This is a genomic window from Dokdonella ginsengisoli (assembly GCF_042652785.1).
GTDB classification, from domain to species: Bacteria; Pseudomonadota; Gammaproteobacteria; order Xanthomonadales; family Rhodanobacteraceae; genus Dokdonella_A; species Dokdonella_A ginsengisoli.
The window spans coordinates 155,019-168,779 of the sequence record NZ_JBHSHD010000002.1; the positions used below are offsets into that span (position 1 = coordinate 155,019).

Consider the following 13,761-nt stretch of genomic DNA (forward strand, 5'->3'; position numbering starts at 1 on the left):
GGAAACCTCCCATCCTGCGCGCGCGCGCCGCCGCCGTCCAGCCCGCGTCGCGGGAACCGCGACGGCGCGACGGAAACGGTTCAGCGAGGAATGCCGCCGACGGCCGGTTGCCGCGTTCCTCAGGCGGCGAAGTGCGCCTGCGCGCGCGCGATCGTCGCGTCCGCATCCTCGGCAATGGCACGGAACGCGTTCGAAATGCGCGCCTCGCCGGCGACGCGCCGCCAGAATTCGCGCGCCATCGGCGCCGCCGCGCGCCAGTCGGAAGCCTGTTCCGGCGCCGGCAGCGCGATCTCGTAGCGGCGTTCGACGATCTCGCCGTTGACCGCCGGCCGGAACCGCATCGGCAGCATGTCGTAGGCCGGCGCGAGCGGCAGCGGCAGCGCATCGCGCAGGTGCAGCGAGGCGTTGCCCAGGTGCATGTCGCTGTTGCCGATCAGCGTTCCGTACCAGTGGAACAGGCGCAGGCGGCGCGCGTCGTCGGCGTCGAGCCAGCCGTCGCGATGCAGCTGCGCGGCGAAGCTGAGCCATGCGACGCGACCGTGGCCGTAATGCGCCGCGTCGAGCGCGGCCAGCGAGACCAGACCGCGGCGGCCGAGCGACGGCGTGCGATCGAAACGCGTCGACTGCAGGAAAACCCGCCCGCCGGCTTCGACGATCGTGCTGTCCGCGGCGGGAAGGCCGTGCTCGCGCAGCACCGCGCCGGCATGATGTTCGGCGATCAACAGGTCGGCCCAGCGCCGCCCGGCCGGCGTTTCCAACTGATCGCTGAACTTGACGATGACCGGGACGAAGCCTTCTTCCGATCGCAAGGTGATCGCGAACTTCGGCTGCTCGCCCCCGGCCGACGACCCGACCGCCTCGCCGCGCAGCGCAGCTTCGGCGAGTGGCGGGTAGCGCGCGACGCGATCGTCCAGGGGAAGCGTGCCCTGCGGATCGAGGATCGACTGCAGCGCACGCTGCAGGGACACCTCGCCGAGGACCAGATCGCCGGACAGGTCGTCGCCATGGCGCAGCATCGCGAGCACGACGTCGTCGCCGCGCCAGAGCAGGATGTCGTCCGATGCGCCGATTTCGGCGGCGACGCGGCGCGCGAACGCGCGGCCGAGAAAACCCTGCGGCCGCTGGTCGTCGAGGAACCAGGGCAAGCCGGGGTACAGGCCGGAGGCGAAATCGCCGTGCGTCAGCGCCGGGCGCTCGCCGTCGGGCGCGAAGAAGAATCCGTCGCCGTGCAGCGCATGCAGTTCGCCGATCCGCTCGGGCCGCGCCTGGGCGTCGATGCGATACAGCGCCCAGTGACTGCCCAGGCGCGCGATTTCGTGAGCGAGCGCGTAGCGCGCCGCGCGCGCGCGGCCGATGCGCACGACGCGCTCGCCGGCCTGCGTCAGCAGGCGCGAAACCGTCGGCTGGCTGACCCCGAGTTCAGCCGCGATCGCCGCCGCCGGCAGCACGCCGCGGCGACGCAGCAGGGTTTCGAGAAGGTCCCAGCGAGCCTCGTCCATGAGGTGGATTGAATAGATTCATGAATAGATAGTCAAGCCAAGCCCGCTCAGAAAAGCTCGCAAGGATAGACTATCTCAATGATATGCAATGGAAATTATGGAATAGACAACCAGACCCAATCCAAACCTCTGCGATTCTTGAATAGATATTTCGCAGAAGACGCGGACCTACGCCGACGCGACGGGCCGGATCGGCCGCCGTATCGTCCGACGCAAATTCCAGCCTCGCCCCGCGACGTCACGGACAGCGCCGCGACGTTGTCGGCCTCACGCCGCCACGCGTTGTGCCACCGGATTGCGCCACGCCGCCAGCAGGTCGTCCTGCCGCTTCATCGCGTTCTCGAAGTGGCGTTCCTTGACGTGGCCGTAGCCGCGGATGAATTCCGGCACCGAGGCGATGTCGACGGCCAGCGCGTGATTGTCGCCGCTCAGGCCGGCCAGCAGCTCGTCGAGCGTCTTGCCGTAGTCGGCGATCAGCTGGCGCTCCATCCGGCGCTCGGCGGTGTAGCCGAACACGTCCAGCGCGCCGCCGCGCAGACCGCGCAGCTTGGCCAGCAGCTTGAAGGCCTTGAACACCCACGGGCCGTACTCGGCCTTCTTCAGGTTGCCGTCGGCGTCGCGCCTGGCCAGCAGCGGCGGGGCGAGGTTGAAGTGCAGCTTGTAGTCGCCGTCGAAGGTGTCCTTGAGGCGCTGCTCGAAGTCGCCGCTGGTGTACAGGCGCGCGACCTCGTATTCGTCCTTGTAGGCCATCAGCTTGAACGCGTAGCGTGCGACGGCCTCGGTCAGGCTGGTGAAGCCCGGCGTCTTCGCCGCTTCCGCAGCGCGCACCTTGTCGACCAGCGCCTGGTACTTCGCCGCGTAGGCCGCGTTCTGGTAGTCGGTCAGGAAGGCGACGCGGCGCGCGATGCGCTCGTCGAGCGTGGCGCTGAGCGTCGCGTCGTCGAGCGCACCGGCGTTGCCGTTCGACGCCGCACGGCGCACCGGCAGGGCGAGCGGGATCGCGCCTGACGGCGTGTGCGGGTTCGGCAGCCCGGCTGCCTTGCGCACCTGCACGACGTCGTGCGCGGCGAGGCGGCCCCAGTTGAACGCGGCCTTGTTCATCTCGATCGCCGCGCCGTTGAGTTCGATCGCGCGCATCAGCGATTCGTGCGACAGCGGCACCCAGCCCTTCTGCCAGGCGTAGCCGAGCATGAACAGGTTCGCCGCGATGGTGTCGCCGAGCAGCGCGGTGGCCAGCTCCGTCGCGTCGACCAGTTCCGGCGAGGCGCCGTCGAGCGCGGTCTTCACCGCATCGATGATGGCCTGCGCCGGGAACTGCATGTCCGGCTTCATCGTGAACGTGCCCGGCATCGCCTCGTAGGTGTTGAGCACCACGCGCGAGCGGCCGGCGCGGATCTTCGACAGCGCCCAGTAGTCGTTGACCACGACCATGTCGCAGCCGAGCACGAGGTCGGCCTCGCCGGCGGCGATGCGCACGGCGTGGATGTCCTCCGGCGCCTTGGCGATGCGCAGGTGGCAGGTCACCGCGCCGCCCTTCTGCGCCAGGCCGGTCTGGTCGAGCACGGTGCCGCCCTTGCCTTCCAGGTGCGCGGCCATGCCGATCAGCGCGCCGATCGTGACCACGCCGGTGCCGCCGATGCCGGTGACGAGGACGTTCCACGGCTGCGCCAGGTCGGTGGCGAACACCGGCTGCGGCAGCGCCGAGAAATCGACCTCGGCCTTGCCCTTTTTCTTCTTCAGGCCGCCGCCGACGACCGAGACGAAGCTCGGGCAGAAGCCCTTGGCGCAGGAGAAGTCCTTGTTGCAGTTGCTCTGGTCGATCTCGCGCTTGCGGCCGTACTCGGTTTCCTTCGGCAGCACCGAGACGCAGAACGATTTCTCGCCGCAGTCGCCGCAGCCTTCGCAGACCAGCGAGTTGATGAACAGGCGCTTCTTCGGATCTTCCATCTTGCCGCGCTTGCGGCGGCGGCGCTTCTCGGTGGCGCAGGTCTGGTCGTAGATCAGCACGCTGACGCCTTCGATCTCGCGCATGCGCTTCTGCACGGCTTCCAGTTCGTCGCGGTGCACGAACTCGACGCCGGCCGGGAAGATTTCCGGCCTGGACCACTTGGCGATGTCGTCGCTGACGACGATGATCGTCTGCACGCCTTCGCTGCGCACCTGGTGCGCGATGTCCGGCACGGTCAGCGTGCCGTCGACCGGCTGGCCGCCGGTCATCGCCACCGCGTCGTTGTAGAGGATCTTGTAGGTGATGTTGACCTTGGCCGCGATCGACTGGCGGATCGCCAGCGAGCCGGAATGGAAATAGGTGCCGTCGCCGAGGTTCTGGAACACGTGCCTGGTTTCGGTGAACGGCGCCTGCCCGCACCAGGTCACGCCTTCGCCGCCCATCTGGGTGAAGGTGTCGGTGCGGCGGTCCATCCAGGTGACCATGTAGTGGCAGCCGATGCCGCCGAGCGCGCGGCTGCCCTCGGGCACCTTCGTGGAGGTGTTGTGCGGGCAGCCCGAGCAGTAGTGCGCGGCGCGCGGGAAGTTCGCGCGCGGCAGGGTCAGTTCCTTCTCCTTCGCCTCGATCCAGGCCACGCGCGCCTTGATCGCCTCGCTGGTGAAGAAGCGCGCCAGGCGCCGCGCGATCACCAGCGCGATCATCGCCGGCGTCAGCTCGTTGGTGCTCGGCAGGATCCAGTTGCCCTGCTCGTCGTACTTGCCGACCACCGAGGGACGTACGTGGTGGTCCCAGTTGAACATGTACTCCTTCATCTGCGACTCGATGAAGGAGCGCTTCTCCTCGACGACGATGATGTCTTCCAGGCCGCGCGCGAAGTCGCGGATGCCGACCGGCTCCAGCGGCCAGGTCATGCCGACCTTGTACACGCGGATGCCGATCTCGCGCGCGTCGCGCTCGCTGATGCCCAGGTACTCGAGCGCCTGCAGCACGTCGAGGTAGCTCTTGCCGGTGGTGACGATGCCCAGGCGCGCGTTCGGCGAGTCGAGCACGGTCTTGTCGATGCGGTTGGCGCGCGCGAACGCGCATGCGGCCTGCACGGCGTACTGGTGCAGGCGCATTTCCTGGTTCAGCGGCGGATCCGGCCAGCGGATGTTGAGGCCGCCGGCCGGCAGCGCGAAGTCTTCCGGCAACACGATGTCGAGCTGGTGCGGATTGACGTTGACGCTGGCCGACGACTCGACCGTCTCGGCGATCGTCTTGAAGCCGACCCAGCGGCCGGTGAAGCGCGACATCGCCCAGCCGAGCAGGCCCATGTCGAGGATGTCCTGCACGCCGGCCGGATTGAGCACCGGCATCATCGCGCTGACGAATTCCAGTTCCGAGCCGTGCGGCAGGGTCGAGGAGCGGCAGGCGTGGTCGTCGGCGGCGAGCGCGAGCACGCCGCCGAACTTCGAGGTGCCGGCCGCGTTGCCGTGCTTGAACACGTCGCCGCAGCGGTCCACGCCCGGACCCTTGCCGTACCACATCGCGAACACGCCGTCGTACTTGGCGCCGGGGAACAGGTTGGCCTGCTGCGTGCCCCACACCATCGTCGCGCCGAGGTCCTCGTTGAGGCCCGGCGTGAACTCGATATTCGAGGTCTTCAGGTGCTTCTTCGCCTTCCACAGCTCGAGGTCGAAGCCGCCCAGCGGCGAGCCGCGGTAGCCGGAGATGAAGCCGGCGGTGTTCGCGCCGGCCGCGCGGTCGCGCATCTGCTGCATCAGCGGCAGGCGCACCAGCGCCTGCACGCCGGACAGGTAGATGCGGCCTTCAGTGCGCGTGTACTTGTGCTCGAGCGTGTACTCGCGATCGATCGACGGCGCGAGAGCGGCGGCGGGAACGGACATGGCGGCTACCGGTGAGGGGGCTTGGGGCAAGAGCGGAATTGTAGCAGGCGGGCGGCTTTCCCCCGGCCGGCTCAGGGCGCGGCGGCGGAATCGGCCGCCGGCTTGGCGCGGAACGGGAACGTCTGCTGCGCGACCCAGCCGTCCGGCATGTAGTCGCCGACCACGCCGTACTTTTCCGGCAGCGGCTTGTGCTCGGGCACCTTCACCGCGGTGCCGAACAGATGGTCGAGGAAGGCGTAGTGCGCGGCGTAGTTGCGGTCGATCGCCTCGTCGTCGGAGGCGTGGTGCCAGTGGTGGAAGTCCGGCGTCACGATCAGGTACTTCAGCGCCCCCCACGGCAGGTGCACGTTGGCGTGGTTGAGCACCGCCTGGAAGCCGACGATGAGGATGTAGGCGTTGATGACGGCCTCGCTGAAGCCGAGCACGAACAGCGGCGCCAGCACGCACACGCGCGTGAACACGATCTCCAGCACGTGCTGGCGCGAACCGGCCAGCCAGTCCATCGTCTTGGCGCTGTGATGCACGGCGTGGAAGCGCCACAGGAACGGGATCTCGTGGTAGGCGCGGTGCGTCCAGTACTGCGCGAGATCGGCGACCAGGATGCACAGCAGCAGCTGCGGCACGAACCAGATGCGCTGCACGGCAAGCTGGAAGTCGTGGCTGACCAGCCAGGCAAAGCCGTGGTGGATGACGAAATTCACCGTCAGCAGGATCACGCCGACGAGGAAGTGGTTGACCGCGAAGTGCTTGAGGTCGGTCTGCCACTCGCGGCGGAACACCGTCTGGTTCCGGTACAGCGGGAACAGCTTCTCGATGACGACGAAGATCAGGGTCGAGCCGAGCAGGTCGAGGATGAACCAGTCCAGGCCGATGTAGGGCGTGTGGTCCGGGAAGTCGCCGACCTGCACGCGTGAGCCGCCGAGCGCGACGGCGAGGATCACCAGCGCGAACGCCACCAGGTTGAGGTTGCGGCGCACGCCGAGCACCAGATTGGCCAGCGACAGGCCGCCGGCGATCAGCAGGGCGACGAACATCGCGTGACGCAGCAGGTCGACCGAATACTGGCGGCGCAGTTCGGGCGTGGTCAGATATTCGGGAAAATGGAACGCGATCACGCCGAGCAGGCAGAGAAAGCCCAGGGCCAGCGCGACGATCGTGGCGATCATCCCCTGGCCGAACTTCAGCTCGCCGCTGCCGTGCAGGAGGCGCTCGGTGTCGCTGGCGGTGGCGCGCACCACCTCTACGTTCGCCCGCAGCGCGTCGCCGAGCGTGTAAGGCGTGCGACTGGTCGATGGCTTGGACATTCCCGGCTTCCTCGCGGACGATTCGGCGCCGATTCTAGGGATTGTGCCGCCGCCGATACACGCCCCGCGACGGCGGGGCTCGCCGCTCGCTCCGCCGGGTGGTCAAATGCGCTGCCCTCTCTGCACCGCGCCGCGATGACCCCGCCCAAAGCCCCGCCACTTGCGTCCCTGGCCGGCGCCACGCTCGTCGTCACGCGGCCGGCGGCGAGCGCGGCCTCGCTCGTGCGGCCGATCCGCGCACGGCACGGCACGCCGCTGGCGCTGCCCGGCCTGTCGCTGCGCGCCTCGGACGCCGGCCTGGCGCCGCTGCGCGCGGCCGGACGCTACGATGGCTGGATCTTCGTCAGTCCGGCCGCGGTGCGTTTCGCGTTCCGCGCCGAGCCTTCGCTGCGCATCGCGAGCGGCGCGTGGGTCTGCAGCGTCGGCGCCGGCACCCGCCGCGCGCTGGCTCGCCACGGCATCGCCGCCGTGGCGCCGAGCGAACGCGCCGACAGCGAAGGCCTGCTCGCCCTGCCCGACCTGGCCGAGGTGCGCGGACGGCGCGTCGCGCTGGTCGGCGCACCGGGCGGACGCGAGCTGATCGCGGCGACCCTGCGCGCGCGCGGCGCCGAGGTCGAGGCGGTGCACGTCTACGAACGCATGCCGCCGCGCTGGAGCGCGCGGCAGTTGCAGGCGCTCGCGCAGGCGAGCGCGCCGCTGATCACGCTGCTGTCCAGCGGCGAGGCGCTGTCGAACCTGGTCGCGCAGCTGCCCCGCGACACGCTGGCGCGCCTGCGCCGCCAGATGCTGGTGGTCAGCAGCGAACGCCTGGCCGCACTGGCGCGCGCGAACGCGTTCGAGGACGTCCACGTCGCCGCCTCGGCCCTGCCGGCCGACCTGCTGGCCGCAGCGCAGAAGGCGCTCGCGCGACACCGCTTGTGACATCGCCGCACGCTTCCGGGGCTGCCTCCACCAGCCAGTTCCGCTAGCATGCCGGCATGAGCGACGACACCGAAACCGCGCTGCCCGCGCCCGCCGTCGAGCCCGTCCGGCGCGAGCCGGAATCCCGCCCTCCGCAGGATCCGCCGCCGGCGCGTCGCGGCGGCGGCCTGGCCACTTCGATCGCGCTCGTCGCGCTGGCCGCCGCCGGCGCCTCGTTGTGGTTCGCCTATACGCTCAAACAGGGACAGGCCGACGCGCAGGCCTCGCTGCGCGACGACCTGCAGGCGCGCGTGGACGACCTCGCCCGCGGCGCCGAGCAGCGCAAGCGCGATCTCGACGCGCTGCGCGCGCGCCTCAACGATGCCGACGGCGTCAACAAGAGCGTGCGCGAGGAACTGCTCGGCCTGGGCGAACGTTCGCGCCATCTCGAAGACGCGGTCGCCAACCTGGCCGAACAGCGCCTGAGCGGCCGCGACGCGCTGGCCATGAACGAAGCCGAATTCCTGCTGCAGCTGGCGCAGGAGCGGCTGTCGCTGTTCCGCGACGCGCACTCGGCGATCGCCGCGTACCGGCTGGCCGATTCGGCGCTGGCCGCGGCGGAGGACCCGGTGTTCGCCTCGGTGCGGCAGACGATCGGCGCCGAGCGCCAGGCGCTGGAAGCGAGCAAGCCGGCCGAGACGCAGGCCACGCTGGCGGCGCTGGAGCGCCTGCGCACGCAACTGCCGGAACTGGCCAGGCAGACCGCCCCGGAAGAAGCCGCCGCGCCGCCGTCGCGCTGGCAGAGTTTTCTTTCGCAGTTCGTGCGCGTGAGCCATCGCGACGACGCGACGGTCGCGCCGCGCGACGTCGAACTCGTGCGCTCGTTGACCGCGCTCGACCTGCGCGTGGCCGAGGCCGCCCTGCTGGCCGGCGACGCCGACGGCTACGCCGCCGCGCTGGCGCGCACGCGCGACGGGCTGAGCTCCGGCTTCGAGGCGAAGGCCGCGCCGGTGCAGGAGGCGCTGGCCGAGCTGAACCGGCTCGCCGCGCAGCCGCTGGCGCCGGCGCTGCCCGAGCTGGGCACCGCACTGAAGGAGCTGCGCAACCTGCGCGCGACGCGTGCCCTGTCGCACCCACCGGCCGCGCCCGCCGCGCCGTCGAACAACGAGGCCGGTACATGAGAGCCTGGCGCACGATCACCCTCCTGCTGCTCGTCGCGGCCGCCGCCGCATTCGCCTGGCACTGGCTCGCGGCCGACCCCGGCTACGTACAGGTGCGCGTGCGCGGCACCACCCTCGAGACCAGCGTGGTCGCCGCGATCGCCATGCTGCTCCTGCTGTGGGCCGTGATATCGGTGCTGTGGTGGCTGCTGCGTTTCCCGTTCCGCGCCTGGGGCCGTGCGGTGCAGCGGCGCGGCCGCGAGCGCCTCGCCGGCGGCCTCACCGCCTACGCCGACGGCGACTACGCGCAGGCCGAGCGCGAGCTGGGCAAGGTCAGCGGCCAGGCGCCGTTCCGCACGCCGGCCCTGCTCGTGCTGGCGCGCGCCGCACACGAACGTGGCGAGGACGAGCGCGCCGAGCGCGCGCTGTCCGACGTCGACGCCTCCGGCACGCGCGCGGCCGACGCGCTGCGCGCACGCTTCCTGCTCGAACGCGGCCGTCCCGCCGAGGCGCTGTCCCTGCTCAAATCGAAGGCGGCGGACGGGCTTTCGCTGCGCGGCCGCCGCACGCTGATCGACGCCGCGCTCGCCGGCGGCGACACGCAGACCGCCCTGGACGCCCTGCCGGCGTTCGCCCGCAGCCAGTCGCTGACGCCAGAGGCGCAGGCCGCGCTGGAGACGCGCGTGCTCGACGCCGCGCACGGCGCCACGCCGGACACGGCGCGCCTGAACGCGCTGTGGACCGCGGCGACGCGCGCGCAGCGGCGGCGCCCGGAGCTGGTGGCCGCGTTCGCGCGGCGCTCCGCCGCGCTCGGCCAGACGCTGGCCGCGATGGACGAGATCGAATCGGCCCTGCGCCGCGAATGGAACGAGGATCTCGCCGCCGCCTACGCCGAACTCGGCGGCGACGAGCTGGCTGCGCGTGCGCGCAAGGCCGAGGGCTGGCTCGCGCTCGCACCGAACAGCCCGGCCCTGCTGACGACGATCGGCCGCCTGTACGCCGCGCAGTCGCAGTGGGCCAAGGCCGAGGAAGCGCTCGAACGCGCGCTCGGCCTGGCGCCGACGCCGGCCGCCTGGGAGGTCCTCGGCGACTACCGCCGCGGCCAGGGCGACGCGGCCGCCGCGAGCGTGTGCTACGCGAACGCGCTGCGCGTGGCGCGTGGCGAGGCGAGCGAGCCGGTGGGACCGCGCCTGCCGCTCGACACGCGGCCGATCGCGTTCGAGGAACGCAGCGAACACGGCGTGCCGCGGTTGCCGGCGGCGAAGTAGCCGTAGCGTTCGACGGGAGAACGGAGGTGGAGATGGAGATGAAGATGCGACGGAGTCTGTGCGCGCTGGCGCTCGCCGCGATGCTGGCCCTGCCGGCGTCCGGCCGCGCGGCGGACCGCGACGAGGCGCGCGACGAGAACGAAGTGGTGCTGGTCGAGCGCGGCGACGCCGACATGACGGCCGCGATCGCGCAGGCGCGCGCCAAGCTCGACGAATTCCTCGTCGTCGCCGCGAACCCGCCGGCCGGCACGTCGGACTTCAAGCTCAAGGTGGCCGTGCGCGACGGCGAGGACACCGAGCATTTCTGGGTGACGCCGTTCCGCGTCGCCGGCAAGGGCTTCAAGGGCACGCTGGCGAACGAGCCGCAGATCGTCTCCAACGTCGAGGCCGGCGAGGAGATCGAGTTCTCGCGCGCCGACGTCTCCGACTGGGGCTACACCAAGAACGGCCGCCAGGTCGGCAGCTACACCGTCTGCGTCTTGTTCAAGCAGATGCCGAAGGAACAGGCCGAGTACTACCGCAAGAACCACGGCTTCGACTGCTGAAGCCGCCGGCGGGCGCTCAGCGCTCGATCGTGCCGCTGCCGCCGACGCGGCCGTTGAGCAGGTTCACCACGCGCAGGAAGCGCGCGTCGCCGAAGTCGTAGACCCACTCCTCGCGGCGCTGGTCGCGCCAGCGTTCCACGCCGGGCAGCGGACGGCGCACGATCGTGTCTTCCTGGACGCGCCGCGAGGCCGGCTCGCCGCAGCGCGCGTACAGCTCGCCGGCGGTCATGCCGCCGTAGTCGCGCATCGGGTTGCAGTCGCTGCCGATCTCGTCGACGCCATAGCCGAGCGTCTCCTCGCGGATCAGCTCGCCGTCGCGGAACAGGAACTGGCGCATGAACTGGCGCGGGCCGAAGTTGTAGTACCACACGTCGTACTGCACCGTGCGCTGGCGCTCGACCGGGCCATAGGCGCCGATCACGTCGACGCTGGTGTAGCGGTCGGTCCAGAACGGCGCGCCGCAGCGCTCCTGCACCTGGAAGTCCTGCAGGCCTTCGCTGACGACGCGGTTGCCGCAGCGCATCGCGAACGCGCTCGGCGCGGCGAACAGCAGGAACAGGACCAGCAGGGCGCGAGGGTTCATGGCGGACATTCCGGGGCGGCGGCGCGTGGCGATGGACAAGGGACGAGGAAGCAAGTTCTACCAGCCGTGCAGACCGGCGCGACCGCCGAGGATCTTGGCGATCACGTCCGGCGCGTAGTCGAACGAATCGTAATACAGCCGCTCCTCCGGCAGGCCCGCCTGCACGAAGGCACGGCGCCCGGCGTCGATCATCGTCGGCGGCCCGCTCATGTACAGGTCGAAGCCGCCGAGATCGGGCTGGTCCTCGAGCACCGCCTCGTGCACGAGGCCCTGCCGATCGTCGCCGGCCGCTGCGTCGGACAGTACCGGGACGTAGCGGAAGCCGGGAACGTCGCGCGCCCAGCGCTCGGGCAGGCCGCGCAGGTACAGGTCCTCGGCCGAGCGCACGCCCCAGTAGAAGCCGATCGGACGGCGCGTGCCCAGGTGCAGGAAATGCTCGATCAGCGCCTTCACCGGCGCGAAGCCGGTGCCGCCGGCGACGAACAGCAGCGGCCGCTCGCTGTCCTCGCGCGGCACGAGGGTGCCGAGCGGACCTTCGATCTTCAGCAGCGCGCCGGGCTTCATTTCGTCGAACACATGCGAGGTGAAGCCGCCGCCGGCGACGTGGCGCACGTGCAGCTCGATCGCGTCGCTCTCGTGCGGTGCGTTGGCGATCGAGAACGCGCGCCGCTTGCCGTCCTCCAGCAGCACGTCCAGGTACTGGCCCGGCAGCCGGCGCAGGCGCTCGCCGCGCGCGGCGAGCAGGATCAGCCGCACGACGTCGCTGCCGAGCAGGGCCTTGTCGACCAGCTTCAGCGTCAGCCGGCGCAGCGGGACGTCGGCGACCGAAGCGACCTCGCGCGCGGCGACGAGAAGATCGGTGACCGGCACCGCCTGGCACAGCAGCACCTGGTGGCGCAGCCGCTCGACCGCGTTCAGCGCGCTGGGCGGATTGCGCGGATAGATGCACTCGCCTTCAATCAGGGTCGCCTTGCAGCTGCCGCACACGCCGGCCAGGCACGAGTACGGCAGGGCGAGATGGGCACGGCGCGCGGCTTCCAGCACGGTTTCGCCGGCGGCGACGCGGAAGCGCTTGCCGCTGGCCTGCAAGGTGACGGTGAACGACATGGCGCGATTGTCGCCGATGCGCCGCACAGGCGGGAACCGTGCGGCCGGCGCGACGACGCTTGCTATAGTGCCGGCCCCGCATCGGAGGCGCGCATGGGTATCTGGAAACAGGCGGTCGACCGCGAACGGCTCGACGCGATCGGCCAGGGCTGCATGGTCGAGCACCTGGGCATCCGCATCGTCGAGGTCGGCGAAGACTTCCTGCGCGGCTCGATGCCGGTCGACGCGCGCACGCGCCAGCCGTACGGCCTGCTGCACGGCGGCGCCTCGGTCGCGCTGGCCGAAACGCTCGGCAGCCTCGCCGGCATGCTCGTGCTCGACCCGGCGCGCAACGAGGTCGTCGTCGGCCTGGACATCAACGCCAACCACCTGCGCGCCAAGACCGAAGGCACCGTCACCGGCACCGCGCGGGCGGTGCACGTCGGTCGCGCGACGCAGGTGTGGGAGATCCGCATCGAGGACGAGTCCGGCCGGCTGGTGTGCATCTCGCGGCTGACCCTGGCCGTGATCCCGAAGCCGGCCTAGGCGAGCCGGGCGATGGCCGACTCCGATACGCCGTACGCCGGCCTGTCGCCGGACACGGTGCTCGACGCGATCGACGCCGCCGGCTACGTCAGCGACGGCCGCCTGCTGGCGCTGGCCAGCTACGAGAACCGCGTCTACCAGGTCGGCGTCGAGGACGGCGCGCCGCTGGTGGCCAAGTTCTACCGGCCCGGCCGCTGGAGCGACGCGGCGATCGCCGAGGAGCACGCCTTCGCGCTCGAACTGGCCGACGCCGAGCTGCCGATGGTCGCGCCGCTGCGCGTCGGCGGCGCGACGCTGCTGCGCCATGCCGGCTTCCGCTACGCGCTGTACCCGCGCCGCGGCGGCCGCGCGCCGGAGCTGGAATCGGCCGAACACCTGGCCTGGATGGGCCGTCTGCTGGCGCGCCTGCACGGCGTCGGCGCGCGCGCGCGATTCCGCGAGCGCGGCGCGATCGACACCGACACCTTCGTGCGCGAAGCCGCGCGCGCCGTACTCGCCTCCGGCCTGCTGCCCGAACGCCTCGACGAGGTCTACCGCGCGCGCACCGACGCGATCGCGACGCAGATCGACGCACGGTTCGACGCGATCGCTCCCGCCCGTCTTCGCCTGCACGGCGACTGCCACGCCGGCAACGTGCTGTGGACGGATGCCGGCCCGCACTTCGTCGATCTCGACGACGCGCGCAGCGGCCCAGCGGTGCAGGACCTGTGGATGCTGGCGCCGTCGGCGCGCGCGCTCGACGCCCTGCTCGAGGGCTACGCCGAATTCCGCGACTTCGACGCGCGCGAACTCGACCTGATCGAGCCGCTGCGCGTGATGCGCCAGGTGCACTGGGCCGGCTGGGTCGCGGCGCGCTGGCACGACCCGGCGTTTCCGCGCGCGTTCGCGCACGTGGGCGAGGCGCGCTGGTGGGAGCAGCACCTCAACGATCTGGGCGAGGCGCTGTCGCGGTTGCAGGACGAATGACGGCACGGCCTTCCCGGGCCGCGCGGTTTGCCCGCCGCTGTCGCGCGCGCTAAGGTCGGGCGTCCGCTCG

General features: G+C 71.1%; 11 protein-coding genes. 6 read left to right on the top strand and 5 right to left on the bottom strand.

All coding sequences use genetic code 11. The features are described from left to right. Positions 1–119: 119 nt before the first annotated feature. From yjjJ to ACFO6Q_RS01005, 3 genes are all read right to left on the bottom strand, one after another. On the bottom strand, positions 120–1,499 hold the full coding sequence (gene yjjJ / locus ACFO6Q_RS00995; protein WP_380018612.1) for a type II toxin-antitoxin system HipA family toxin YjjJ: 1,380 nt from the start codon (positions 1,497–1,499) through the stop codon (positions 120–122). Positions 1,500–1,766: 267 nt separating this feature from the next. Then, positions 1,767–5,333, bottom strand: coding sequence for an indolepyruvate ferredoxin oxidoreductase family protein (locus tag ACFO6Q_RS01000; protein WP_380018613.1), 3,567 nt, complete (start codon positions 5,331–5,333; stop codon positions 1,767–1,769). Between the two features lie 71 nt (positions 5,334–5,404). Continuing rightward, positions 5,405–6,637 (bottom strand): sterol desaturase family protein, encoded by a 1,233-nt coding sequence (locus ACFO6Q_RS01005; RefSeq protein ID WP_380018614.1) that lies wholly within the window; start codon positions 6,635–6,637, stop codon positions 5,405–5,407. A 135-nt stretch (positions 6,638–6,772) separates the two neighbouring features. Between ACFO6Q_RS01005 and ACFO6Q_RS01010 the strand changes: the two genes are divergently transcribed. Genes ACFO6Q_RS01010 through ACFO6Q_RS01025 form a run of 4 tightly spaced genes read left to right on the top strand, consistent with a single transcriptional unit; the run spans position 6,773 to position 10,510 of the window. Next, positions 6,773–7,558: a uroporphyrinogen-III synthase gene (locus ACFO6Q_RS01010; RefSeq protein ID WP_380018615.1), complete on the top strand. Its 786-nt coding sequence runs from the start codon at positions 6,773–6,775 to the stop codon at positions 7,556–7,558. Positions 7,559–7,614: 56 nt separating this feature from the next. After that, positions 7,615–8,718 carry a uroporphyrinogen-III C-methyltransferase gene (locus ACFO6Q_RS01015; RefSeq protein WP_380018616.1) on the top strand — a complete coding sequence of 368 codons (1,104 nt, stop codon included), beginning with the start codon at positions 7,615–7,617 and terminating at the stop codon, positions 8,716–8,718. Then, positions 8,715–9,965 (top strand): heme biosynthesis HemY N-terminal domain-containing protein, encoded by a 1,251-nt coding sequence (locus tag ACFO6Q_RS01020; protein WP_380018617.1) that lies wholly within the window; start codon positions 8,715–8,717, stop codon positions 9,963–9,965. Before ACFO6Q_RS01015 ends, ACFO6Q_RS01020 begins: the two co-directional genes overlap by 4 nt. 44 nt (positions 9,966–10,009) lie before the next feature. Continuing rightward, entirely contained in the window at positions 10,010–10,510 is a 501-nt protein-coding gene (locus ACFO6Q_RS01025; protein WP_380018618.1) for a YegJ family protein, read from the top strand. Between the two features lie 16 nt (positions 10,511–10,526). Here the strand turns inward: ACFO6Q_RS01025 and ACFO6Q_RS01030 are convergent, their stop codons facing one another. After that, entirely contained in the window at positions 10,527–11,093 is a 567-nt protein-coding gene (locus tag ACFO6Q_RS01030; RefSeq protein WP_380018619.1) for a DUF2845 domain-containing protein, read from the bottom strand. Positions 11,094–11,150: 57 nt separating this feature from the next. Further along, positions 11,151–12,200, bottom strand: a complete 1,050-nt coding sequence (locus tag ACFO6Q_RS01035) for a CDP-6-deoxy-delta-3,4-glucoseen reductase (RefSeq protein WP_380018620.1) — start codon at positions 12,198–12,200, stop codon at positions 11,151–11,153. A 93-nt stretch (positions 12,201–12,293) separates the two neighbouring features. On the opposite strand from ACFO6Q_RS01035, the gene ACFO6Q_RS01040 reads away from it, so the two are divergent. Together ACFO6Q_RS01040 and ACFO6Q_RS01045 are read left to right on the top strand one after the other, a co-directional pair. Further along, complete coding sequence (locus ACFO6Q_RS01040) at positions 12,294–12,725, top strand: hotdog fold thioesterase (protein ID WP_380018621.1); 432 nt, start codon at positions 12,294–12,296, stop codon at positions 12,723–12,725. 12 nt (positions 12,726–12,737) lie between these two features. Continuing rightward, positions 12,738–13,691 carry a serine/threonine protein kinase gene (locus ACFO6Q_RS01045; RefSeq protein ID WP_380018622.1) on the top strand — a complete coding sequence of 318 codons (954 nt, stop codon included), beginning with the start codon at positions 12,738–12,740 and terminating at the stop codon, positions 13,689–13,691. Positions 13,692–13,761: the final 70 nt, after the last annotated feature.